The following is a 22,374-nucleotide window of genomic DNA, read 5'->3' on the forward strand; positions in this document are numbered from 1 at the left end:
GACCCCGCATGGCCCTGACACTCGACAATTATTTCGTCCCTGGCTGGCGCGACGCGACCTATACCTGCGCCGCCTGCGAATGGCAGGGCAGCGCGCGGCAGATGCCGATGGAACTGCACGAAGACGAAGCCCAGTTCGACTGCCCGCAGTGCGAGAACCCGATCCTGCTGGTGGTCCATCCCAGCCTTGCCCAGGTGCAGGCCGCCGCCGCCGACGGTCACCCCGAAGCGATCGAACAGCTGGACATCCTCGCCGCGGCCCCGCGCCCGCACTGATGCACTGCAAGATGCTCCGGCGCGCCACCGGGCCTAGACTGAAAACGATTTCAATCAGGGCACGACAATGGCACGACGCTGGGGTGGATGGCTGCTGTGGGCGGTGGCGATGATGACGGTGGCTGGCTGTGCGAGCACCCCGGCTGGCTCCGGTGGCCAGTTCGTCGGCCGTGCGGTGAAAGTGGATGGGCAGACCGCGTATTACCAGGTATTCGTGCCGCGCAACGCCGCCGCCTCACGCGGCGAATTGCCGGTCGTCCTGTTCCTGCATGGCTCCGGTGAGCGTGGCCGCGACGGTCGCCGCCAGACCCAGGCCGGGCTGGGGCCGTACCTGCGCCAGCATGCCTCCACCTTCCCCGCGCTGGTCGTGTTGCCGCAGACGCCGGATGACCAGGAGTGGTCGGGCGAGAACAACCGCATCGCGCTGGCTGCACTGGATGCCGCCATCGCCGAGTTTGGTGCCGACCCGCAGCGGCAGTACCTGACCGGGATGTCGATGGGCGGCTACGGCAGCTGGAACATCGCGCTGGCCGAACCGACCCGCTTCGCCGCCATCGTGCCGGTCTGCGGCGCGGTGCTGTCCCCGCACCAGAGCCGCCCGGACCTGCAGGTGGAGGCGGTGGCCGACCAGAGCGACCCGTATGCCGCCATTGCCCAGCGCCTGCGCAACGTCCCGATCTGGATGTTCCATGGCGCGCTGGACGACCTGGTGCCGCCGGAGGACGACCGTAAGCTGCACGCCGCGTTCCAGCAGGCCGGCGCGAAGGACGTGCGCTACACCGAGTACCCCGAAGGAAACCACAATGCCTGGGACGCCACGTACGCCGACGACGCGATGTGGGCCTGGTTGTTCGCGCAGAGGCGATGATCGGCTAATCGGACAGCTAATCTGGTAGTGCCGGCCGCTGGCCGGCTCTGCAGAGGCCCGGTAGTGCCGGCCGCTGGCCGGCTCTGCAGAGGCCCGGTAGTGCCGGCCGCTGGCCGGCTCTGCAGAGGCCCGGTAGTGCCGGCCGCTGACCGGCTGCCGATGCATGCTGCAGAGCCGGCCAGCGGCCGGCACTACCCTGCGTGCTGGGTGAATTTCTGCGGAGCCGGCCAGCGGCCGGCACTACCGGTCATGGGTATCGTGTGCGGTTCGCGATACCCTTGACACTTAGCCCAGCAACGTTTCCAGCACCGCCATGCGCACGGCGACGCCGTTGGCGACCTGGCGCAGCACCCACGACTGCGGGCCATCGGCCACCTCGTCGGTGACTTCCACGCCGCGGTTGATCGGGCCCGGGTGCAGCACGGCGGCATCGGTGCCGGCACGCTTCAAGCGCGCGGCATCCAGGCCGTACTGCGCGTGGTACTGCTCCAGCGAGGGCACCAGGCCTTCTTCCATGCGCTCTCGCTGCAGGCGCAGCATCATCAGCGCATCGGCGCCTTCCAGCATGGCGTCGAAATCGTCGCCGACGATGCAGCCCTTGAGGGTGTCATCGTCCGGCAGCAGCGACTGCGGGCCGCACACGCGGATCTCGCCGACGCCCAGCGTGCGCAGGGCATGCAGGTCGGTGCGGGCCACGCGCGAGTGCTTCACGTCGCCGACGATGATCACTTTCATCTTCGAGAAATCGCTGCCCTTGGCCTGGCGCAGGGTCAGCATGTCCAGCAGGCCCTGGGTCGGGTGCGAGCTGCGGCCGTCACCGGCGTTGACCAGGGCAGTGCCCTCGCCCGCTGCGGCGGCCAGCGCCGCCACCGCGCCATCGTCGGGATGGCGGACGACGAAACCGCGCACCCCCATCGCCTCCAGGTTCTTCAGCGTGTCGCAGGCGGTCTCGCCCTTGCGGGTCGAGGACGTGGAGGCGTCGAAGTTCAGCACGTCCGCGCCCAGCCGCTGCGCGGCCAGCTGGAATGAACTGCGGGTGCGCGTGGACGGTTCGAAGAACAGCGTGCAGACCGCCGAGCCACCGAGCACGTGACGCTTGTTGCCGACCCGGCCGACGGCCGCATCGCGGATCTGGCCGGCGCGGTCGAGCAGCTGCAGCAGGGTTTCGCGGGGCAGACCTTCCAGGGTCAGCAGGTGGCGCAGGCGTCCATCGGAATCGAGTTGCGAGGCGGTCATGGGCAGGGTCTGAGGGTCAGGAAACGGGGGTGGCGTCATCCGGGCAGGAGAGCCAGCGTTCGATGATCACCGCCGCGGCCACTGCATCGAGTGCGGCGGCATCGCGACGGCGTTTGCGGCCTTCGGCGCGCTCGACCGCGAACCGGCGTGCCGCCTCGACCGAGCTGGAACGCTCGTCGACCAGCACCACCGGCAGTTTGAATCGTTCCCGCAGCTGGCGGGCAAAGCCCTGCGCACGCTTGCGGTTGGGCTGGTCCTGGCCGTCCAGGGTCAGCGGATCGCCGACCACCAGGCCGTCCGGCCGCCACTCTTTGATCAGGCGCTCCACCGCGGTCCAGTCCGGGCCATTGCCGTGGACATCGACCACCGCGATCGCACGCGCATGGGTGCCGAACGAGCTGCCAATGGCCACGCCGATGCGGCGCGAACCGACATCGAAGCCGAGCACCGTGCCATCACGGCGGATGGTCGGCGGCGTGGCCGCGGCGGGCGCTGGCGTGGCCGGCTCAGACATGGCCGCTGTAATCGGTGAGGCGGAACAGGTCCACGCCGATACGTGCCGCCGCACCTTGCCAACGCTGTTCGAACGGGGTGCTGAACAACAGCTCGGCGTCGGCCGGCACAGCCAGCCAGCTGTTCTCTGCCAGCTCGGATTCCAGCTGCCCTTCGCTCCAGCCGGCACAGCCCAGGGTGACCAGCGCATTGCGCGGGCCCTCGCCACGGGCCATGGCTTCAAGGATGTCGCGCGAGGTGGTGAGGAACACGCCCTCGCCCACGGCCAGGCTGGAATCCCAGTTGCGCGCATCGTCATGGATCACGAAGCCGCGCTCGGGATGCACCGGGCCGCCGTTGAGCACGATCTGGCCAGGCAGCGTGTCACTGGTGGTGGTGATGTCCATCTGGGCCAGCACCTCGCCGAGGGTGTACTCGGAGGGCTGGTTGACCAGCACGCCCATCGCGCCGTTCTCGTCGTGCTGGCAGATCAGCGCCACGGTACGGGCAAAGGTGGGGTCGGTCAGCGACGGCAGCGCGACCAGCAGGTGGTGGGCAAGCGAAGTAGACAGTTCAGACATGGCCCCATTCTAGCCGCTGGCCGTGATGTGCGCTTTCGCGCTGACATAATGCAGGCCTGCGCGCGTGCCCCGGCCCGTACGCCTGATCCGCCATCGCAAGGAGCTGCACGTGTCCGGTTACTGCCTCATCGCCCCCGGCCATCCGGTCCACGGCCACTACCATGACCACGAGTACGGCTTCCCGCAGCGCGAGGAGCGCGAACTGTTCGAGCGCCTGATCCTGGAGATCAACCAGGCCGGCCTGAGCTGGGAAACGATCCTGAAGAAGCGTGAGGGCTTCCGCGCTGCCTACGACGGTTTCGACGTGGACACGGTGGCCGCCTATGGCGAGCGCGACATCGAGCGCCTGCTCAACGACGCCCGCATCATCCGCAACCGGCTCAAGGTGCACGCGGCGGTCCACAACGCCCAGGTGATCCAGCAGCTGCGTGGCAGCCATGGCAGCTTCGTTGCCTGGCTGGATGCCCACCATCCGCTGGACAAGGCGGCCTGGGTGAAGCTGTTCAAGAAGACCTTCCGCTTCACCGGCGGGGAGATCACCGGCGAGTTCCTGATGAGCCTGGGCTACCTGCCCGGCGCGCACAGCCCGGACTGCCCGGTGTTCAAGCGTATCGACACACTCCAGCCTGCCTGGCGCCAGAAGTGACGCACCCCGTCGTGCGGGCTGCGCTGCTCGCTGCCCTGAGTCTGCCCCCGCTGGCGGCCGCCAGCGATCTGGACGGCGTGCTGGAGCGCCTGCGCGCGGAGATCGCCGCGGTGCCCGCCGACGACCCGGCCCCGATCGATACCGTGCTGGCCCGTTACCGCGACGAGACCGGCATCGACCTGCAGATCCCGGTGGCCGGTGACAGGGATGCGCCGCTGCCCGCGCTGGTGCGTCCGGCCAACGTCACCCCGGCGGATTGGGACGCGGTCAGCCGCTACCTGCGCCAGACCGATGCCCAGCACACCGTGCCGGTGGAGATGGGCGAGCTGTCGCTCTCCCTGCTCGATCTGGATGGCGACGGCCAGCGTGACCTGGTGCAGAGCGCCTACAGCGGCGGCACCGGTCTGTACACGCAGGTGGACATGCTGCGGCGGGATCCGCAGCGCGGCTTCGTGGTGCCGGACAGCCTGGACCTGCAGCGCCCCTGGGCGCAGGGCCAGTACGGCCTCAGCGGGCGTGGCAGCGATCAGGGCCTGTACTGGCTGCGCATCGACGGGGCCAGCTACACCGCCTACCGCGATGGCGACTACTACGGCGATACCCTGCTGCTGAACCGGCCGTTGTCCGCCGACCCGCGCGAGCGCAGCCCCACGGTGCAGTTGAAGGTGCGCTATGGCCGCGAGCATCGGCTGGCCGATCCGGTGATACATGTCGAAAGCGAACCGCTGGACGCGAACGCCACCGCAATCGCGGCCGACCGGCGCCTGCTCAAGCACATCGACCGCCTGCTGACCGCGCTGACCCTCGATGGCGACGGCGCGGCGCACTTCGGCGACGAACAGGCGCGTTGCCCGGTGCCACCCGGCACCGATCCGGGCGAGGCCGACATCTGGCCGTGGCGCGGCGCGGGCAGCTATACCTTCGATACCGCCGCCGACACCGTGATCCGCTCGGGGAAGCAGTGCTACAGCGCCACGCTCATCGCCCTGCGCAGCAGCTATGCCGGCGACCATGCCCTGTGCTGCCAGCTGTGGCTGTACCGCGGCCCGGGTGAACAAGTGGCCACATTGGACCTGCGCAGCCGCCGCTGGGTCTCCGGCGTGACCGTCGAGCCGGTGCCACCGCAGGGCGAGTAACGGGCGTCAGACGCCCATGTAGCGGCCCGGACGGTGGTTGAACATCAGCACCAGGCTGAGCACCACCGCACCGATCGCCGAGTACATCACCTTGGATGGGGACAGCACCGAGAACGCCACGCACATCAGCAGCGTGTCGAACGACATCTGCACCTTGCCGGCGCTCCAGCCGCGGGTGCGCTGCAGGTACACCGCCAGGATGCCGATGCCGCCCAGGCTGGCGCGGTGGCGGATGTAGAACAGGATGCCCAGGCCGGCCAGCGCCCCGCCGACGATGGCCGAGTACAGCGAGCTCATGTGGGCGAAATCGGCCCAGCGCGGCAGCAGGTCGGTCAGCACGCCGCACGCGGTGACCGCCGCGAACGTCTTCAGGGTGAATTCCCAGCCCATGCGGCGCACGGCCACCCAGTAGAACGGCAGGTTGACCAGGACGAACACCAGGCCGAAGTTCCAGCCGAAGGTGTAGTGGGCCAGGAAGGCCAGCCCGGCCATGCCACCGATCATCAGCCCACCCTTGGCGAAGATCGCCAGGCCGAGCGAGGCGACCAGGGTCGCCAGGACCATGCCCTGCACGTCCTCGGCCACGGAATGGCGCAGCGCCTTCTCGTCGGCTACGGTGCCGGCACTGTCCGGAGGCGGGGTCAGCGGGCCTGCGGTGACCAGGTGGCCGTCAGCGTCGTCGCACGGCGCGGGGCCATGGGAATCAAGGGACATGGGGGTGGGGGTGTGACGTGGGGAGCGGTATTAGACACGATCGGCGTGACAGTTGCTGGGGAGATTGATTCAGCCGCCTGTTGTTCACGCTCCCCCGTCCCGTGGCCTTGGGCTTCTGTGGCTGGGGAGACGACACCGGACAGTGACCTTTCATCCCGCCTGAACACCCTGTCGACGCAGCATGCACGGGTAGCACCGCACCGCCCACCCCTCCCCCCAGGAGTTCCGTGCCATGCCCTACGTCACCACCGCCGACAAGACCGAGATCTTCTACAAAGACTGGGGCAAGGGTCAGCCCCTGGTGTTCCATCACGGCTGGCCGCTCAGCGCCGACGACTGGGACACCCAGCTGCAGTTCTTCCTGCTTCAGGGCTACCGCGTGATCGCGCACGACCGCCGCGGCCATGGCCGCTCCTCGCAGACCAGCGGCGGGCATGAGATGGACACCTACGCCGCCGACGTCAACGCGCTGACCGATCACCTGGACCTGCGCGATGCGATCCACATCGGGCACTCCACCGGCGGTGGGGAAGTCGCGCACTATGTGGCGCAGGCCAAGCCCGGGCGCGTCGCCAAGGCCGTGCTGATCGGTGCGGTGCCGCCGATCATGGTCAAGAGCGAGGCCAACCCGGGCGGCACGCCGAAGGAGGTCTTCGATGGCTTCCGCCAGGCGCTGGTCGCGGGCCGTGCGGCGTTCTACCGCGACGTACCGATTCCGTTCTACGGCTTCAACCGCGAGGGCACGCCGCCGCAGCAGGGCATCGTCGACAACTGGTGGCGGCAAGGCATGATGGGCGCGATCAACGCGCACTACGACTGCATCAAGGCCTTCTCGGAAACCGACTTCACCGACGACCTGAAAAAGATCGACGTGCCGGTCCTCGTGATGCATGGCGATGATGATCAGATCGTGCCGATCGCCGATTCGGCGGAGCTGGCGATCAAGCTGCTCAAGCACGGCACGTTGAAGGTCTACAAAGGCTACCCACATGGCATGTGCACCACCCATGCGGACGTGATCAACGCGGATCTGTTGGCGTTCATTCGCGGGTGAGGCGTGTGCCGACCCACGGTCGGCACCTACCCGGGATGCGTTGCACCGGTAGCGCACGACCGTTGGTCGTGCGCACCACCACCCCCCTCACCGCGCGACCAGCTTCTGCCGCTCGGCGTTGTAGCGATCGCCGACGATGGCGACGCTGTCCAGCGCCGCACCGATCTGCTGCAGCTCCGCATCACTCAACACCACGGCCACCGCGCCCAGGTTTTCCTTCAGGCGGTGCAGCTTGGTCGTACCGGGAATCGGCACGATCCACGGCTTGCGCGCCAGCAGCCAGGCCAAGGCGATCTGGGCCGGCGTCGCGCCCTTGTCGGCGGCAATCGCGCTGATGCGATCCACCAACGCCTGATTGGCCTGGCGCGCTTCGGCTGCAAACCGCGGCACGCTGTTGCGGAAGTCATCGGCCGCGAACTGCGTATCCACGTTGATCGCACCGGTCAGGAAGCCCTTGCCGAGCGGGCTGAACGGCACGAAGCCGATTCCCAGCTCTTCCAGCACCGGCAGCACGGCCTGTTCCGGCTCGCGCCACCACAGGGAGTATTCGCTCTGTAGCGCCGTCACCGGCTGCACGGCGTGCGCCCGGCGGAGGGTATCGACGCCGGCCTCGGACAACCCGAAGTGCTTCACCTTGCCCTCGGCAATCAGGTCCTTGACCGTGCCGGCCACGTCCTCGATCGGCACGTTCGGGTCGACCCGGTGCTGATAGAACAGGTCGATGCGGTCTGTCTTCAGGCGCGCCAGGCTGGCCTCGGCCACCGCGCGGATGCGGTCGGGGCGACTGTCCAGGCCCGCATCTGCATGGCCGTCCTTGAAACCGAACTTGGTGGCGATCACCAGTTGGTCGCGGAACGGGGCCAGCGCCTCGCCGAGCAGTTCCTCGTTGAAAAAGGGTCCGTAGGCTTCGGCCGTATCGAAGAAGGTCACGCCCTGCTCGACCGCGGCGCGCAGCAGTGCGATCGCCTCGGTGCGGTCGGTGGCCGGGCCATAGCCGTAGCTCAACCCCATGCAGCCCAACCCGAGGGCGGAAACCCGCAGGCCGCTGCGGCCCAGTTCACGTGTCTGCATGGTGGTGCTCCTGCCGGTGAGCCGGCCTCATGGGGGACAGCCACGATAGCCCTGTCGGCTGGGGAGATTGGATAGTGCGGGGTGCTGTCGGTGATGAGCGTGGCTAATCAATGCGGTGTCCCAACGCCGTTCGTACGGCCGTGGAAATCACGCCAACAAGCGCGGCACCACCCAGGCCATGCCGCCGATGACGATCACCAGTAGCAGACCCAGCTCCAGATATTGATACGCCAGCACGAAGGCCACCGCACCGCCGTTTCGCTGACGTGACTGCAGCACCAATCGGGGTGCCAGGATCGCCACATAGCCCAGGAAGACCAACAGCATCGCGACCGTGCCCATCAGCTTACCGAACAGCGCACCGAACATTGTCGACGCCGCGACGGCGAGCAACACCGCGCAGGCGCGGCCCAGCAAGCCATAGCCAACGAAGGTGTCGCGCGCGGACACCGCCTTCTCCGCTGCCAGGCTGCCACGCGCCGACGCCATGGACGCCAGCTCGGCTGCGGCGATCCCACGCTCGGCCAACTCGGCAGCGAGGATCGTCTCGGCCCAGTCAACCCGCTCGTGATTCGCCCACATCTCCAACAGCGTATCCGTATCCATGCCGGCGAAACTCGCCTTCAATGCCGTTTCCTGTGCCACCGAAATCCTTCCTTGAATGACGTACAAGCCAGCGCAATGCGCTGCTGAAATGAAGCGGGCCGCAACGTTTTTGCGGCCCGCGGACGCTCTGCGGAACTCCGTTGCTCAGCGGACTTCCGAAATCTCCACCCCGTCCAGCCCCTGCGACAGCGTGCGTGCATCGCCGCCCTGCGAGAGCTTGATGCGCAGGCGCACTTCGTTCTGCGAATCGGCATAACGCAGCGCGTCTTCGTAGCTGATCTCGCCGGCCTGATAGAGCTCGAACAGACTTTGATCGAAGGTCTTCATGCCCAGCTGGACCGAGTCCTTCATCACTTCCTTGAGCTTGTGGATTTCGCCGTCGCGGATGTAATCCTGCACCAGCGGCGTGCCGAGCATGATCTCCATCGCAACCTTGCGCGACTTGCCATCCGGCGAGGGAATCAGCTGCTGGGCGACCACGCCCTTGAGGTTCAACGAGAGATCCATCAGCAGCTGGTTGCGACGGTCTTCCGGGAAGAAGTTGATGATGCGGTCCATCGCCTGGTTGGCGTTGTTGGCGTGCAGTGTGCACAGCACCAGGTGGCCGGTTTCGGCGAAGGCGATGGCGTGGTCCATGCCCTCGCGGGTACGCACCTCGCCGATCATGATCACGTCCGGCGCCTGGCGCAGGGTGTTCTTCAGTGCCGCTTCCCAGCTGTCAGTATCGATGCCTACTTCGCGCTGGGTGATGATGCAGCCCTCGTGCTTGTGCACGAATTCGATCGGATCTTCGATGGTGATGATGTGCCCGGTCGAGTTGTGGTTGCGATAGCCGATCATCGCCGCCAGCGAGGTGGACTTGCCGGTACCGGTTGCGCCCACGAACAGGATGATGCCGCGCTTGGTCATCGCCAACGTCTTGATGATCGGCGGCAGGCTGAGCTCTTCCACAGTGGGAATGCGCGTCTCGATCCGGCGCAGCACCATGCCGACCTGGTTGCGCTGGTAGAAGCAGCTCACGCGGAAGCGGCCGACACCGGACAGGCCGATGGCGAAGTTGCATTCGTGGGTCTTTTCAAACTCTTCGCGCTGCGCCGGCGTCATCACGTTCAACACCAGGTCGCGGCTCTGCTGCGGCGTCAGCGGTGTCTGGGTGATGGGCGAAATCTTGCCGTTGACCTTGATCGCCGGTGGCATGCCCGCGGTGATGAACAGGTCCGACGCCTTCTGGTGCGCCATCAGCTTGAGGAACGAGGTGAAGTCGATGGTGGTGGTGCTCATCGCGGTGTACTCCGAAGGTTTTCAGGAGCCGGCCAGCGGCCGGCACTACCACTATTCGAAAATCCGCTTGTCCTTGGCGTACTCGCGCGCCTGGTTGCGGGTGATCAGGCTGCGCTTGACCAGATCCTGCAGGTGCTGGTCCAGCGTCATCATGCCCAGCTGCTGGCCGGTCTGGATCGCCGAGTACATCTGCGCGACCTTGTCCTCGCGGATCAGGTTACGGATGGCCGGGGTGCCGACCATGATTTCCCAGGCGGCCGTACGCCCACCCCCCACCTTCTTCAGCAGCGCCTGCGAGATCACCGCGCGCAGCGACTCGGACAGCATCGAGCGCACCATCGGCTTTTCGCCGGCGGGGAACACGTCGATGATGCGGTCGATGGTCTTGGCGGCCGAGCTGGTGTGCAGCGTGCCGAACACCAGGTGGCCGGTTTCCGCAGCAGTCAGCGCCAGACGGATCGTTTCCAGATCGCGCAGTTCGCCGACCAGGATGATGTCCGGATCCTCACGCAGGGCCGAGCGCAGCGCTTCGTTGAAGCCGTGCGTGTCGCGATGCACTTCGCGCTGGTTGATCAGGCACTTCTGCGAGGTGTGCACGAATTCAATCGGATCCTCGACGGTGAGGATGTGGCCGTATTCGTTCTTGTTGATGTGATCGATCATCGCCGCCAGCGTGGTCGACTTGCCCGAACCGGTCGGGCCGGTGACCAGGATCAGGCCCTGCGGCTGATCGATCAGCTCACGGAAGATCGGCGGGCAGGCCAGGTCTTCCAGCGTGAGCACCTCGGACGGAATGGTACGGAACACCGCACCCGCGCCACGGTTCTGGTTGAAGGCGTTGACTCGGAAGCGCGCCAGCGAGGGAATCTCGAACGAGAAATCGACCTCGAGGAATTCTTCATAATCGCGGCGCTGCTTGTCCGACATGATGTCGTACACCAGCGCGTGGACCTGCTTGTGGTCCAGGGCCGGAATATTGATGCGACGGACATCGCCGTCGACGCGGATCATCGGCGGCAGGCCGGCCGACAGATGAAGATCCGACGCTTTGTTCTTTACAGAAAACGCCAACAGCTCGGCGATATCCATGCGCTGCTACTCCCCATGACTGCTGCGACTGGAAGGTTCTTTCCCCGGGCGGCAGTATAGAGCGAGATGTGCACAATACGCTCCAGCCCCTGATCCACCGGACCCGCCGTGACCACCCAGCCCCTGCCTGCCATCCTGACGAACCTGCACAACGCGGCGGTGGCCGCCGGACGGCCAGATCCGGTCCTGCTGGCGGTCTCCAAGACCCAGCCGGACGAGGCCGTGCAGGCGCTGGCCGCGCAGGGCCAGCGGGCCTTCGGCGAGAACTACGTACAGGAGGCGGTCGCCAAGATCGAGGCGCTGGCGGCGCTGGGCCTGGAATGGCACCTGATCGGCCATCTGCAGTCCAACAAGGCCGAGCTGGCCGCCCGCCACTTCGACTGGGTGCAGAGCGTGGACCGGCCCAAGCTGGTCACCGCGCTGGCTGCACACCGCCCGCCCGGCCAGCCGCCGCTGAACGTGCTGATCCAGGTCAACATCGATGACGAGGACAGCAAACACGGCTGTGCGCCGGAGAACATCGACGCGCTCGCGGCCGCCATCGCTGCGGCGCCGCAGCTGCGCCTGCGCGGGCTGATGGCGATCCCGGCGCCCTGGCCGGACGCCGAGCGTCGCCAAGCCGCCTTCACCCGCATGGCCGCGCTGTTCGCCACGCTGGCCGCAGCGCATCCGCACGTGGATACGCTGTCGATGGGCATGAGCAGCGATTACCCTGACGCCATCGCCCATGGCGCCAGCATGGTCCGCATCGGCACCGCGCTGTTCGGCGCACGCCCGCGACCGGCCTGAGTGCCCCGCCCGCTCCTAGGAGAGTTCATGAGTACGTCCCCCATCACCTTCATCGGCGGCGGCAACATGGCCCGCAGCCTGATCGCCGGCCTGGTCCGGCAGGGCGTAGCCCCGGCCAGCCTCCATGTCGCCGAGCCGGTGAGCGACCTGCGCGAGCAGCTGACCGCCGAGTTCGGCATCAAGACCTACGCCAGCGCAACCGAAGCCGCCGCGCAGGGCACGGTCTGGGTGCTGGCGGTGAAGCCGCAGGTGCTGCGCGATGTCTGCGCCTCGCTGACCGATATCGCCCAAGGCAAACAGCCGCTGGTGGTCTCCATCGCGGCCGGCATCACCAGCGGCCAGCTGGACCGCTGGCTGGGCGGTGGCCAGGCCGTGGTCCGTGCGATGCCCAATACGCCCGCCCTGCTCGGCGCCGGTGTGACCGGGCTGTTCGCCACCGCCGGGGTCAGCGCCGCACAGCGCGCGCAGGCGGATACCGTGCTGGCCAGCGCCGGGCGCACCGTGTGGATCGATGACGAAGCGCGCATGGATGCCGTCACCGCGGTCTCCGGCAGTGGCCCGGCCTATGTGTTCCTGTTGGCCGAAGCGATGGAAGCAGCCGGCATTGCGCAGGGCCTGCCTGCCGAGGCCGCCCGCACGCTGGTGGTACAGACGCTGCTCGGTGCCTCGCGCATGCTCGATGAATCCGGCGAAGCCCCTGCCGAACTGCGTCGCCGCGTGACCTCGCCGAACGGCACCACCCAGGCGGCAATCGAGAGCTTCCAGGCCGAGGGTTTCGAGGCCATCGTGGCACGCGCGATCGACGCGGCGACCACGCGTGGGCAGACATTGTCGGCGGCAAATGATTGACGGCCAAACGCAGCCACACATGGCGTGGCGTTACCTTGGCCGCCCCCTGACCGGGTAGAGCCACCCCATGGGTGGCTGGCCCGCGATGCGGGAACAAGAAGCAGCCACGCAGGGCGTGGCGCTACCCCTACGTTTACGGGAGACATGCACATGAAGATCCTGCTTGTCGGTGCCAGCGGCACCCTGGGCCAGGCGGTCGCCAGCACGCTCGGCGTACACCACGAACTGATCCGCGCCGGCCGCCACGGTGGCGATGTGCAGGTCGATCTGACCGACGATGCCAGCGTGGACGAGCTGTTCGCCAAGGTCGGCAAGGTCGACGCTGTGATCGCCACCACTGGCCGGGTGCACTTCGGTCCACTGGCCCAGATGCGGTCGGCCGACTTCAACCTCGGCCTGCAGGACAAGCTGCTCGGCCAGGTGCGGTTGAGTCTGGCCGCCCAGCATCACCTGAATGCCGGCGGCTCGATTACGCTGACCAGCGGGATCATCAGCGCTCAGCCGATCCGCGATGGTGCCAACGCCACGGCCGCCAACGCCGCGCTGGAAGGTTTCGTGCGCGCTGCGGCCTGCGAGCTGCTGCCGCGGGGGCTGCGCATCAATGCTGTGAGCCCGAACGTGCTGGCCGAATCGATGGACGACTACGGTGCGTACTTCCCGGGCTTTGAACCGGTGACCGCGCAGCGCGCATCGCTGGCCTACCAGCGCAGCGTGGAAGGAATACAGAGCGGGCAGGTCTTCACCGTCTGGTGAGGCCGGCCCCGGCCAGCGGCCGGCCCTACTCCCAGCGGCGCGGGCCGTCGCCCTGATCGCCGAGCGCATCACCGGGGTTGGTCAGGCGGCAGCGCTTCAATGACAGGCAGCCGCAGCCGATGCAGTCGGTGAGCTGGTCGCGCAGCAGCAGCAACTGCTCGATGCGCTGGTCCAGCTCGCTGCGCCACAGCGCCGACATCTTCGCCCACTCGGCCTTGGTCGGCGTCTTGTTCTCAGGCAACGCAGCAAACGCGGTCGCGACTGCTTCCAGCGGCATCCCGACCCGCTGGGCGACGCGGATCACCGCCAGCCGGCGCAGCACGTCGCGCGCGAAACGGCGCTGGTTGCCGGCGGTACGCAGGCTGCGGATCAGCCCCTTGCGCTCATAGAAATGCAATGCCGATACGGCCACACCACTCCGCTTGGCGACGTCGCCTACACTCAGTTCCTGCGCGATCACTGCTTGACCTCAACCTTGGTTCAGGTGGCATCCTGCGCGCCGCCGGGGGTGCAGTGCAAGCCCGGCCCTCCTCCCGATGTCTGGAATCCGCATGCCCGCTGACGCCTCGTCTTCTCCCACCACCGCTCCGGTGGCGGGCGCCCCGATCCCCTCGATCCTGTCACCGGCCTACCGTGCCACCACGATCGGGATGGTCGCGCTGGTCTCGCTGCACGCCTTCGAGGCACTGGCCGTGGCCGCGGCGATGCCGACCGTCGCCCATGATCTGGACGGGCTGCGGCTGTACGCGCTGGCGTTCGGCGGCACCCTGGCCACCAGCGTGATCGGGATGACGCTGTCCGGCCGCTGGAGTGATCAGACCGGCCCGGCGCGGCCGCTGTGGCTGGGTCTGGCCTGCTTCGTCGCCGGCCTGCTGGTGGCCGGGTTCGCCCAGCACATGCCGGTACTGGTGCTGGGCCGCTTGATGCAGGGCCTGGGCGCCGGTGCGATTTCGGTTGCGCTGTACGTGCTGGTCGGGCGCTCGTTCCCCGAGCCGATGCGGCCGCGCGTGTTCGCCGCATTCTCCGCCGGCTGGGTGGTGCCCTCGTTGATCGGCCCCAGCATCAGCGGCCTGATCGTGCAGCACCTGGGCTGGCGCTGGGTGTTCCTGATAGTGCCGCTGCTGGCGATCCCGGCGGCGTTGCTGCTGCGCCCCGCCCTGCGCCAGGTCGGCGTCGTAGCCGCAGGCAGCACCGACCGCAACGTGGTGCCCTGGGCCGTGGGTGCCTCGCTGGGTGCGCTGGCGCTGTACATCGGCGGGCAACAACAGGGCTGGTTTGCGATCTCGCTGCTGGGCCCTGCGTTGGGGGTGCTGGCGCTGTGCAGTTGGAAGCTGTTGCCGACCGGCACGTTGATGCTGCGCCGCGGCCTGCCCAGTGTGATCGCGCTGCGCGGCATCGCCGCTTCGGCGTTCTTCGGTTGCGAAGCCTTCCTGCCCCTGCTGCTGCAGCGCGAACGCGGCTTGACGCCGGTTCTGGCCGGTGTGGCGCTGAGCCTGGGCGCGCTGGGCTGGTTCTCCGGCTCCTGGCTGCAGGGCCATCAGCAGCGTGGCTGGTCGCGTCGGCAGTTGCTGCAGTCCGGCGCGCTGTTGATGTGCGTGGGCATCCTGGCCACCTCGCTGGCGATCCAGCCCGGCATACCGCTGTGGTCGGCGATGGTGGGCTGGATACTGACCGGCCTGGGCATGGGCTTGATCTACCCCAGCCTGTCGGTGCTGACGCTGTCGCTGTCCGCACCTGAGCACCAGGGCGCCAACACGTCTGCCCTGCAGCTCAGCGAGGCCCTCGGCGTGGCGACCACGCTGGCGATCTCCGGCTCGTTGTTCGCACTGTTCCTGGACGGCCGCGAGGTGCTGGGCTACCTGCTGACCTTCGCGATCATGCTGCTGCTGGCGCTGTCGAGCGTGGTCCTCGCGCGGCGGATCTGACGCTCAGCGGGACACGCCCCTTACGGATGCGTGTCGCCGACCTCTTCAAGATCCTCACGCAGGATGCGGCGGATCTCCAGCACGGCCTGCGGGGTTTCCTGCACGCTGTGCCCGGAGATGATCACCTTCTCCGACACCGCCCCCTCCAGGTGCGCGCTCCAGTACGGCACCAGGCCATCATCGGACTGCAGCAACGGCACTTCCGGTTTGCGCTGGGCGATGATCGAGTGGTACTTCAGCCCCGGCGTGATCGGCAGCGCACCGGCGGCCTTCACGAACGGATCGCTGGCCTTGAGGTTGTCGATGCTGTTGGGAATCTGCAGCTTGGTGGTGCTGTTGGCCGATTCGGATTCCTGCAGGGTCACGAACACATCCTCGAACTTGCCCAACAGGGTGATCGGCAGCCGCACCAGCCGCCCGATCAGGCGTCCCAGCCGATTGCCGGCGATGTCCGTGCCCTTGTGCGGGGCGGCGATGAAGATCGCCCGCTCCACGTTCGGTTCGGCGGTGAAATGCAGCAGCGGCCCCAGCTTGGTTTCCACCCGTTTCAGGCGCTCGCCCTTGAGGTCGTAGTTGGCCAGCAGATCGTTCCACAGCACATCACCGGAGGAGGTCACCAGCAGGCGCGCGAGCACACCGCCCATGCTGTGGCCGATGAACACCATGTCCTTGGAAGCCGGCGTGCTGCCGGTCGGGTCGAAGTGTTTGAGCGTGTTGTTGAACGCCTGGTTGATCTCGTAGCGGTTGAGCGCGATCGGGGCGTTGGTGGGGTAATACACCTGCCAGACCTGGAAATGCCGGCGCAGTTCGGGATCGCCCATGATCTCGTTGGCCACGTTCACCCACGCTTCCGGGCTGCTGCCCAGGCCGTGCAGCATGAAGATGATGCGGCGGTTTGGATCCCACGGCTGCATCAGGTACATGTGCGGCGCGCCGATGCCCTCGCTCAGGCCGAACAGCGTGCGCAGCGACTGGGTAGCAAAGCCGGACTGCGCCAGCCAGATACCGTAGGCAGCGGTGAAGTTGCCGGCCAGCGGCACCTTCTCACCGTGCAGGTCCACGCGCTCGGTGGATTCGGGCGAGTACACCTCGAACAGTACCTGGGTCGTATCAAGCACCTGCTGCAGGGTGTCGCCCTTGAAGCGCAGCAGCGCGGTGGCGTTGATCGCCGACATCTCGCTGTACTGCGGAATCTCCACCTTTTCGCCATCGGCCGGGGCCACCAGCTTGGGCGGGTCCATGATCACCACCAGCTCGGCACCGAAGCCATCACGGCGATAAGTACTGCGCAGGCCGGCGAAGCTCAGCGCCGAGGCGGACACCATCCGGGTCGGGATCGTCTGCATCCGCAGCTCGTCGAAATCGGCGGTCAGCGTCCAGCGCTCGCCCGCCACGGCGGCATTGTAATCCTCGCCTTCCAGCGCGCTCTCGCGGCTGCGCTTGAACACCACCGAGGCGGTCTGTTCGGCGGCGTAATTGTAGTAATCGCGGACCTGGGTCTGGCGATCCTCGAAGGCGCGGTCGGAGGGGGTGCGGCCGCTGAAGAACAGGTACGCATAGGCATAGCGTGCCGCTTCCAGCCAGGCGTCCAGCGCCGCATCGGACATCGGTGTCTTTTCGCGGTCCTTGGGCTTGGGGGTCAGCGCCAGCGCCGTCTTCACCCACAGCTCGGACTGCGCGGACAGGCGCTGCTCTTCGGGCAGCACGTCGGTATGTCCCAGCGTCTTCTGGCACGCGGCCACGTCCTTCTCGCACTGCGCCACGTCCATTCCGATCACGCTCAGCGTCTCCTGCGAGGCAGCACTGAGCTTGCCCGAGGTCAGCACGTCACCGCGCTTGTTGGCGAGGTAGTCGGTCGGTGCCACCTGCTTCATGGTGACCATCGCACAGCCACTGGACAGCAGCAGCGAGAGCACCACGGCCAGCATCGGCAACGCGCGGTGCGGCAACAGCTTCAATGCGGAACTCATGGAACGCTTCCCTGCCCTGTCCCCGGGACGCCCCGGCGGATCACCTGTGAAAAATCATCGGTCTCGCTGCTTGCCCGCGCACGGTCGGTAATCCGCCCGCGCGCTTTCAACGTCTCGAATGGTACGCCGGGCGTGAGTACGCCCAGGTCACGCGCGTACTCGGCGAAGTAGCCCGAGGCCAGCAGCCGGTAGTCCATCGGCAGCCCCGGCGCGATCTGCTTGGCCAGTTCGTACACGATGGTGGTGCAGTTGCTGGTCAGGGTGTTGTAGAACGCCGGTGCGGCGTCGAGCTTGCGGGCCTCGCCGAGGTAGGACACGAACAAGGCCTGGAGCTGTTCCTGGGTCATGCCGTGCAGGCGGTACAGATAGACATCTTCGCCCCGCGCGTTGGTGCGCGTGCGCACGATGTCGGTCTCCTCCGAAGCAACCAGGGTCATCTCGAACTTGCGGAAGAACCCGCCCAGTGCGGAGAAGGACTCGCCGCGCTCCTTGCGGATCTCCAGCGAGAACACCAGGTAGCGGCCGTCATCGAACCCGAAGGAGATCAGCGTGTGCGCGATCGCCGGGCCCATCCAGTAGGACATGATCAGGTCGGCCGAGCGCAGCTGGTCCAGGTTGTATTCGCGGCGGACCCAGCGCGCGTCGTAGTCGGTCTCGCTGCGCCAGGTGAAGTCACGCACGTTGTCCAGCACCACCCGTGGGCCATCGACCTCGACCACCTTCAGGCGCTGGGCGACGTCGTCGGCCCAGATCCGATCCTGACGGGGAGTGAGCAGCAGCCACCAGATGCCCGAGAGCACCAGTGCCACGCCGTACAGCACGCCCGGCCAGCGCCCGGCGCGCGCACGCGCGACGCCGATCGCGCCGGTGACGGCGAACACCGCCCACAGGCCCACCAGCAGATACCGCAACCAGCCCGGACCGGGCAGCTGATAGGCCAGCAAACCGGTGATCCACAGCGCCGCCAGCAGCATCAGCAGCGCCAGCCCCCATCGTCCTGCCTTCTTCACGCATCGATCCGTCGTCTATCCGGGGCGCTAGTTAGCCATAACCCCTGTGTGCGCTGCATGTCGAGCCTGTTCAGCTTCGGGCGGCGTTCACTCGGCGGCAGGTGCCGGCTGGCCCGGCCCGGGCGACCAGCCGCATACTTCCAGCCCTCTGAACGGCTACAGGACGCCATCCATGCAGGGTCTGACCACGGTCGGGGGTGTCCCCATCCAGCGGCACCATTTACTCCGGTGTCATTGCGGCGCCGTCGTCCTGCGCCTGCATCTGCCAGACGGCGTGGTCTCGCCGCGGCGCTGCGACTGCTCGATGTGCCGGCGGCGGGGCGCGATCGTCGCCTCGGTGAAGCTGGCGGATCTGGAGATCGTGCAGGGCCATGACGAACTGCGGCTGTATCAGTTCAACACGCACGTCGCCCGCCACCACTTCTGCAGCGTGTGCGGTATCTACACGCACCATCAGCGACGTTCTTCACCGGATGAATATGGCTACAACGTCGGCTGCCTGGACGGGGTCAATCCCTTCGATATCGGCGAGGTGCCGGTGAATGACGGGGTCAACCACCCCGCCGATGCCAACCGCGCTTAGCGCCGGCCCGGGCCGACCTTCTGCCACGGGGCCATACCCTTGCGCCCATGCAGCAGCGGGCGTTTGAGCGGCATCCGGCGCGGCATCGGGATGCCCACACCGGGCGCGGCGGTATCGTCCTGGCGCAGTGACTCGGCGCGCTGGCCGACCAGCAGGGCCGCCACTTCTTCCAACCCGTTTCGCATGGTCCGAGCGACCGTCTGCAGGGGATTCATGGCGTGTCTCCAAGCGGTGTGGGGACGATCTACGCTAATGGCCCAGCGGCATCGAAACCGTGAACGGAATGGGTCAACAAGATGAAATCGGGGGTCCGGGGAGGCCGCCGTTCAGTGTTTTGCCACCGGATCGGGCCGGGCCTTGCCCAGCCGCCGCACCAGCACGAAGAACAGCGGCACCAGCAGGATGGCCAGCAGCGTGCCGGAGAGCATGCCACCGATAACGCTGACGCCGATCTCGCGCCGGCTGACCGCACCGGCGCCGGTCGCCAGCGCCAGCGGGATCACGCCGGCCACGAAGGCCAGCGAAGTCATCACGATCGGCCGCAGACGCAGCCGCGCACCCTTCAGCGCCGCGTCCACCGCCGAGCTGCCCGCGCGGTACTCGGCCTCGGCAAACTCGACGATCAGGATCGCGTTCTTGGCCGACAGACCGATCGTGGTGAGCAGCCCCACCTGGAAGTAGATGTCGTTGACGAAGCCCGCCGCAGTGGTGGCGATCACCGTGCCGATCACGCCCAGCGGAATGACCAGCATCACCGCCACCGGCACCGTCCAGCTCTCATAGAGCGCGGCCAGGCACAGGAAGATGAAGGCGATGGAGGCCGCGTACAGCCACAGGGTCTGGTTGCTGGACAGCTGTTCCTGGTAGGAGAGCCCGCTCCACTGCAGCTCAAACCCGGGCTGATCGGCCACCAGGGACTGCATGGTCTGCATCGCCTCCCCGGAGCTGCGTCCTTCGGCGGCACTGCCCTGGATCTGCATCGCCGGAAGACCGTTGAAGCGCTGCTGCAGCTGCGGCCCACGTGACCAGTGGCTGCTGGCGAAACTGGCGAACGAGGCCATCTGCCCGTTGCTGCCGCGCACATACCACTGGCCGATGTCGTCGGGCACGCTGCGGTAGGGCTGGTCGCCCTGCACGTACACGCGCTTGACCCGGCCGCGGTCGAGGAAGTCGTTGACGTAGGTGCCGCCCCAGGCGGAGGACAGCGTTGAATTGATGTCGGCCTGGGCCAGGCCCAGCGCGCTGGCCTGGGCCTGATCGATGTCCAGGTGCAGCTCGGCCTTGTCGCCAAGACCGTTCAACCGCACGGAGGTGAGCCGGTCGTCGTCGCTGGCGGCCTGCACCACCTTTTCCTGCGCGGCCTGCAGCGCCGGGCGGCCGGCAGCGCTGTTGTCCTGCAACCACAGCTCGAACCCGCTGGACTGCCCCAGCCCACGCACCGCCGGCGGTGCCAGCACGTTGACCTTCGCATCGGGCAGGTTCCGGAAGTGCGCGTTGGCGCGGGCGATGATCGCCCCGGCGCTGTGCTTGGCATCGCGTTCGGACCACGGCTTGAGCGCCATGAACCCCTGCCCCGCGTTCTGGCCGGTGCCCGCATTGTTGCGGCCGACCACCACGAACACCACGTCCAGACTGTCCCTCTCGTGGTCCATGAAGTAGCGGCTGATCTGCTCGCCGAGCGCCTCGGTCCGCGCCATCGGCGTGCCTTCCGGGGTGGAGAACTGGAACGTCACCTGCCCTTGGTCCTCCACCGGCAGGAAGCCGGTCGGCATCCGTGCATACAACGCGACCACGCCGATCACCAGCAGCACGTAAAGGGCCATCCAGCGCCGCGGGTGCGCCACGATGCCGCCCAGCTTGCCGCGATAGGCGTTCTGGCTGCGTTCCACGCCACGGTTGAACCAGGCGAAGAAGCGGCCCGGCGGTTTCTGCGCGCTCGATGGCTTGAGCAGGGTCGCGCACAGCGCCGGGGTCAGTGTCAGCGCGACCAGTGCCGACAGCGCCATCGCCGAGGCGATCGTGATCGAGAACTGACGGTAGATGATGCCGGTGGAGCCGCCGAACAAGGCCATCGGCAGGAACACCGCACCGAGCACCACGGTGATGCCGATCAGCGCACCGGTGATCTCGCCCATCGATTTTTCGGTCGCCTCGCGCGGCGGCAGGTGCTCCTCATGGATGATGCGTTCGACGTTCTCCACCACCACGATCGCATCGTCCACCAGCAGGCCGATCGCCAGCACCATCGCAAACAGGGTGAGCGTGTTGATGGTGAAGCCGGCCACCGCGAGCACGCCGAACGTGCCCAGCAACACCACCGGCACGGTGATCGCCGGGATCAGCGTCGCACGCAGGTTCTGCAGGAACAGGAACATCACCACCACGACCAGCACGATCGCCTCGATCAGGGTGTGGATGACACCCTCGATCGAGACCCGCACGAACGGCGTGCTGTCGCGTGGATAGGCCACCTCCAGCCCCGGCGGGAAGCTCGGGCGCAGCCGTTCGATCTCGGCCCGCACCGCATCGGCGGTTTCCAGCGCGTTGGCGCCGGAGGCCAGCGTCACCGAGAAACCGGCCGCGGGATAGCCGTTGAGGAAGCTGCTGGTCTGGTAGTTCTCCGCGCCGATCTCCACCCGCGCCACATCGCTCAGGTGCACGGCCGCGCCGCTGGGCAGTGTGCGCAGGATGATCGCGCGGAACTGCTCGGCAGTCTGCAGCCGCGACTGGGCGGTGACGGTCGCGTTGAGCGCCTGCTCCGGTCCGGTGGGCAGCGCACCCAGCTCACCGGCGGTGACCTGGGTGTTCTGCGCCTGGATCGCGGTGCGCACATCCGAGGGCATCAGATCGAAGGCACGCAGCTTGTGCGGGTCCAGCCAGATGCGCATCGCATAGGGCGAGCCGAACACGTTGATCTCGCCCACGCCGGGAATGCGGCTGATCGGGTCCTGCACGTTGCTGACCAGGAAATCGGAGACGTCCACCCGCTCCATGCGCCGGTGGGTGTCATACAGCGACACCACCATCAGCGAATCGCCCTGTGATTTGGCGACGGTGACGCCCTGCTGCTGTACTTCCTGCGGCAGCCGGTTGATCGCCTGGTTGACGCTGTTCTGCACCTGCACCTGGGCGATGTCCGGGTTGGCGCGCTGGTCGAAGGTGACCGTGATCCGCGCCTGGCCCGAAGACGAGCTGGTTGAAGAGAAATACAGCAGGTGGTCGATGCCCTTGATCTGCTGCTCGATCACCTGGGTGACGCTGTCTTCCACCGTCTGCGCAGAGGCGCCGGTGTAGTTGGCGGTGATGTTGACCTGCGGTGGCGCGATGTCCGGGTACTGCTCCACCGGCAGCTGGGTCACCGCGATGGTGCCCAGCGCCATGATGCAGATGGCCAGGACCCAGGCGAAGACCGGGCGGTGGATGAAGAAGCGCGGCAGCATCGGCGG

The 22,374-nt window shown here is 67.2% G+C and carries 23 protein-coding genes; 10 read left to right on the forward strand and 13 right to left on the reverse strand.

All coding sequences use genetic code 11. From position 1 onward, the window contains the following. The first annotated feature begins 8 nt into the window (after positions 1-8). Together K4043_RS12105 and K4043_RS12110 are read left to right on the forward strand one after the other, a co-directional pair. Positions 9-275: a hypothetical protein gene (locus K4043_RS12105; RefSeq protein WP_123728557.1), complete on the forward strand. Its 267-nt coding sequence runs from the start codon at positions 9-11 to the stop codon at positions 273-275. A gap of 67 nt (positions 276-342) precedes the next feature. Beyond that, positions 343-1,143, forward strand: coding sequence for a prolyl oligopeptidase family serine peptidase (locus K4043_RS12110; protein ID WP_265309482.1), 801 nt, complete (start codon positions 343-345; stop codon positions 1,141-1,143). A gap of 285 nt (positions 1,144-1,428) precedes the next feature. Here the strand turns inward: K4043_RS12110 and K4043_RS12115 are convergent, their stop codons facing one another. Genes K4043_RS12115 through K4043_RS12125 form a run of 3 tightly spaced genes read right to left on the reverse strand, consistent with a single transcriptional unit; the run spans position 1,429 to position 3,452 of the window. Continuing rightward, positions 1,429-2,379 (reverse strand): aspartate carbamoyltransferase catalytic subunit, encoded by a 951-nt coding sequence (locus K4043_RS12115; RefSeq protein ID WP_123728554.1) that lies wholly within the window; start codon positions 2,377-2,379, stop codon positions 1,429-1,431. A gap of 16 nt (positions 2,380-2,395) precedes the next feature. Next, positions 2,396-2,893 carry a Holliday junction resolvase RuvX gene (gene ruvX / locus K4043_RS12120; protein ID WP_123728553.1) on the reverse strand — a complete coding sequence of 166 codons (498 nt, stop codon included), beginning with the start codon at positions 2,891-2,893 and terminating at the stop codon, positions 2,396-2,398. Beyond that, the gene (locus tag K4043_RS12125; protein ID WP_259261241.1) at positions 2,886-3,452 is read right to left on the reverse strand and encodes a YqgE/AlgH family protein; all 567 of its coding nucleotides are present in this window, start codon (positions 3,450-3,452) and stop codon (positions 2,886-2,888) included. Before K4043_RS12125 ends, ruvX begins: the two co-directional genes overlap by 8 nt. 109 nt (positions 3,453-3,561) lie before the next feature. Here K4043_RS12125 and K4043_RS12130 point away from each other — a divergent pair, with 109 nt between their 5' ends. Both K4043_RS12130 and K4043_RS12135 read left to right on the forward strand, forming a co-directional pair. Then, positions 3,562-4,098: a DNA-3-methyladenine glycosylase I gene (locus K4043_RS12130; RefSeq protein WP_123729682.1), complete on the forward strand. Its 537-nt coding sequence runs from the start codon at positions 3,562-3,564 to the stop codon at positions 4,096-4,098. Then, positions 4,095-5,234, forward strand: coding sequence for a hypothetical protein (locus K4043_RS12135; RefSeq protein ID WP_265309483.1), 1,140 nt, complete (start codon positions 4,095-4,097; stop codon positions 5,232-5,234). Before K4043_RS12130 ends, K4043_RS12135 begins: the two co-directional genes overlap by 4 nt. 6 nt (positions 5,235-5,240) lie before the next feature. Here K4043_RS12135 and K4043_RS12140 read toward each other — a convergent pair whose 3' ends face one another. Next, positions 5,241-5,948 (reverse strand): YitT family protein, encoded by a 708-nt coding sequence (locus K4043_RS12140; RefSeq protein WP_123728550.1) that lies wholly within the window; start codon positions 5,946-5,948, stop codon positions 5,241-5,243. 232 nt (positions 5,949-6,180) lie between these two features. Here K4043_RS12140 and K4043_RS12145 point away from each other — a divergent pair, with 232 nt between their 5' ends. After that, positions 6,181-7,002 carry an alpha/beta hydrolase gene (locus tag K4043_RS12145; RefSeq protein WP_265309484.1) on the forward strand — a complete coding sequence of 274 codons (822 nt, stop codon included), beginning with the start codon at positions 6,181-6,183 and terminating at the stop codon, positions 7,000-7,002. Between the two features lie 87 nt (positions 7,003-7,089). On the opposite strand, the gene K4043_RS12150 is transcribed toward K4043_RS12145, so the two are convergent. From K4043_RS12150 to K4043_RS12165, 4 genes are all read right to left on the reverse strand, one after another. Further along, positions 7,090-8,073, reverse strand: coding sequence for an aldo/keto reductase (locus K4043_RS12150; RefSeq protein ID WP_265309485.1), 984 nt, complete (start codon positions 8,071-8,073; stop codon positions 7,090-7,092). Positions 8,074-8,220: 147 nt separating this feature from the next. After that, positions 8,221-8,718 (reverse strand): hypothetical protein, encoded by a 498-nt coding sequence (locus K4043_RS12155; RefSeq protein ID WP_265309486.1) that lies wholly within the window; start codon positions 8,716-8,718, stop codon positions 8,221-8,223. A 105-nt stretch (positions 8,719-8,823) separates the two neighbouring features. Beyond that, positions 8,824-9,960: a PilT/PilU family type 4a pilus ATPase gene (locus K4043_RS12160; protein WP_123728545.1), complete on the reverse strand. Its 1,137-nt coding sequence runs from the start codon at positions 9,958-9,960 to the stop codon at positions 8,824-8,826. A 51-nt stretch (positions 9,961-10,011) separates the two neighbouring features. Next, the gene (locus K4043_RS12165; protein WP_123728544.1) at positions 10,012-11,049 is read right to left on the reverse strand and encodes a type IV pilus twitching motility protein PilT; all 1,038 of its coding nucleotides are present in this window, start codon (positions 11,047-11,049) and stop codon (positions 10,012-10,014) included. A 108-nt stretch (positions 11,050-11,157) separates the two neighbouring features. On the opposite strand from K4043_RS12165, the gene K4043_RS12170 reads away from it, so the two are divergent. The 3 genes from K4043_RS12170 (at position 11,158) to K4043_RS12180 (ending at position 13,440) form a co-directional block, all read left to right on the forward strand. After that, entirely contained in the window at positions 11,158-11,838 is a 681-nt protein-coding gene (locus tag K4043_RS12170) for a YggS family pyridoxal phosphate-dependent enzyme (RefSeq protein WP_265309487.1), read from the forward strand. 27 nt (positions 11,839-11,865) lie between these two features. Next, positions 11,866-12,687 (forward strand): pyrroline-5-carboxylate reductase, encoded by an 822-nt coding sequence (gene proC / locus K4043_RS12175; RefSeq protein ID WP_265309488.1) that lies wholly within the window; start codon positions 11,866-11,868, stop codon positions 12,685-12,687. A 150-nt stretch (positions 12,688-12,837) separates the two neighbouring features. After that, positions 12,838-13,440 (forward strand): short chain dehydrogenase, encoded by a 603-nt coding sequence (locus tag K4043_RS12180; RefSeq protein WP_265309489.1) that lies wholly within the window; start codon positions 12,838-12,840, stop codon positions 13,438-13,440. A gap of 25 nt (positions 13,441-13,465) precedes the next feature. Here the strand turns inward: K4043_RS12180 and soxR are convergent, their stop codons facing one another. Continuing rightward, positions 13,466-13,900, reverse strand: a complete 435-nt coding sequence (gene soxR / locus K4043_RS12185) for a redox-sensitive transcriptional activator SoxR (protein WP_184997011.1) — start codon at positions 13,898-13,900, stop codon at positions 13,466-13,468. A gap of 91 nt (positions 13,901-13,991) precedes the next feature. On the opposite strand from soxR, the gene K4043_RS12190 reads away from it, so the two are divergent. Then, positions 13,992-15,365 (forward strand): MFS transporter, encoded by a 1,374-nt coding sequence (locus K4043_RS12190; RefSeq protein WP_265309490.1) that lies wholly within the window; start codon positions 13,992-13,994, stop codon positions 15,363-15,365. 20 nt (positions 15,366-15,385) lie between these two features. Here the strand turns inward: K4043_RS12190 and K4043_RS12195 are convergent, their stop codons facing one another. Further along, positions 15,386-17,293: an alpha/beta fold hydrolase gene (locus tag K4043_RS12195; RefSeq protein WP_265309809.1), complete on the reverse strand. Its 1,908-nt coding sequence runs from the start codon at positions 17,291-17,293 to the stop codon at positions 15,386-15,388. Positions 17,294-17,331: 38 nt separating this feature from the next. Further along, on the reverse strand, positions 17,332-18,309 hold the full coding sequence (locus tag K4043_RS12200) for a DUF4105 domain-containing protein (protein ID WP_123728539.1): 978 nt from the start codon (positions 18,307-18,309) through the stop codon (positions 17,332-17,334). A 208-nt stretch (positions 18,310-18,517) separates the two neighbouring features. Here K4043_RS12200 and K4043_RS12205 point away from each other — a divergent pair, with 208 nt between their 5' ends. Next, a complete protein-coding gene (locus K4043_RS12205) occupies positions 18,518-18,928 on the forward strand; it encodes a GFA family protein (RefSeq protein ID WP_265309491.1) in 411 nt (136 codons plus the stop codon). Here K4043_RS12205 and K4043_RS12210 read toward each other — a convergent pair. Then, positions 18,925-19,143, reverse strand: a complete 219-nt coding sequence (locus K4043_RS12210) for a hypothetical protein (RefSeq protein ID WP_265309492.1) — start codon at positions 19,141-19,143, stop codon at positions 18,925-18,927. The genes K4043_RS12205 and K4043_RS12210 overlap by 4 nt on opposite strands. Positions 19,144-19,254: 111 nt before the next feature. Further along, positions 19,255-22,368 (reverse strand): efflux RND transporter permease subunit, encoded by a 3,114-nt coding sequence (locus K4043_RS12215; protein WP_265309493.1) that lies wholly within the window; start codon positions 22,366-22,368, stop codon positions 19,255-19,257. Positions 22,369-22,374 lie beyond the last annotated feature (6 nt).

The sequence above is a fragment of the Stenotrophomonas sp. SRS1 genome, from assembly GCF_026130205.1.
Lineage (GTDB): Bacteria > Pseudomonadota > Gammaproteobacteria > Xanthomonadales > Xanthomonadaceae > Stenotrophomonas > Stenotrophomonas rhizophila_B.

Excerpts from the sequence above, each read along its gene's own strand:
- K4043_RS12105 (WP_123728557.1), top strand. The coding sequence starts at position 9 with ATGGCCCTGACACTCGACAATTATTTCGTCCCTGGCTGGCGCGACGCG.
- K4043_RS12110 (WP_265309482.1), top strand. The coding sequence starts at position 343 with ATGGCACGACGCTGGGGTGGATGGCTGCTGTGGGCGGTGGCGATGATG.
- K4043_RS12115 (WP_123728554.1), bottom strand. The coding sequence starts at position 2,379 with ATGACCGCCTCGCAACTCGATTCCGATGGACGCCTGCGCCACCTGCTG.
- ruvX (WP_123728553.1), bottom strand. The coding sequence starts at position 2,893 with ATGTCTGAGCCGGCCACGCCAGCGCCCGCCGCGGCCACGCCGCCGACC.
- K4043_RS12125 (WP_259261241.1), bottom strand. The coding sequence starts at position 3,452 with ATGTCTGAACTGTCTACTTCGCTTGCCCACCACCTGCTGGTCGCGCTG.
- K4043_RS12140 (WP_123728550.1), bottom strand. The coding sequence starts at position 5,948 with ATGTCCCTTGATTCCCATGGCCCCGCGCCGTGCGACGACGCTGACGGC.
- K4043_RS12145 (WP_265309484.1), top strand. The coding sequence starts at position 6,181 with ATGCCCTACGTCACCACCGCCGACAAGACCGAGATCTTCTACAAAGAC.
- K4043_RS12150 (WP_265309485.1), bottom strand. The coding sequence starts at position 8,073 with ATGCAGACACGTGAACTGGGCCGCAGCGGCCTGCGGGTTTCCGCCCTC.
- K4043_RS12160 (WP_123728545.1), bottom strand. The coding sequence starts at position 9,960 with ATGAGCACCACCACCATCGACTTCACCTCGTTCCTCAAGCTGATGGCG.
- K4043_RS12165 (WP_123728544.1), bottom strand. The coding sequence starts at position 11,049 with ATGGATATCGCCGAGCTGTTGGCGTTTTCTGTAAAGAACAAAGCGTCG.
- proC (WP_265309488.1), top strand. The coding sequence starts at position 11,866 with ATGAGTACGTCCCCCATCACCTTCATCGGCGGCGGCAACATGGCCCGC.
- K4043_RS12180 (WP_265309489.1), top strand. The coding sequence starts at position 12,838 with ATGAAGATCCTGCTTGTCGGTGCCAGCGGCACCCTGGGCCAGGCGGTC.
- K4043_RS12190 (WP_265309490.1), top strand. The coding sequence starts at position 13,992 with ATGCCCGCTGACGCCTCGTCTTCTCCCACCACCGCTCCGGTGGCGGGC.
- K4043_RS12195 (WP_265309809.1), bottom strand. The coding sequence starts at position 17,293 with ATGCTGGCCGTGGTGCTCTCGCTGCTGCTGTCCAGTGGCTGTGCGATG.
- K4043_RS12200 (WP_123728539.1), bottom strand. The coding sequence starts at position 18,309 with ATGCTGCTGGCGGCGCTGTGGATCACCGGTTTGCTGGCCTATCAGCTG.
- K4043_RS12205 (WP_265309491.1), top strand. The coding sequence starts at position 18,518 with ATGCAGGGTCTGACCACGGTCGGGGGTGTCCCCATCCAGCGGCACCAT.
- K4043_RS12210 (WP_265309492.1), bottom strand. The coding sequence starts at position 19,143 with ATGAATCCCCTGCAGACGGTCGCTCGGACCATGCGAAACGGGTTGGAA.
- K4043_RS12215 (WP_265309493.1), bottom strand. The coding sequence starts at position 22,368 with ATGCTGCCGCGCTTCTTCATCCACCGCCCGGTCTTCGCCTGGGTCCTG.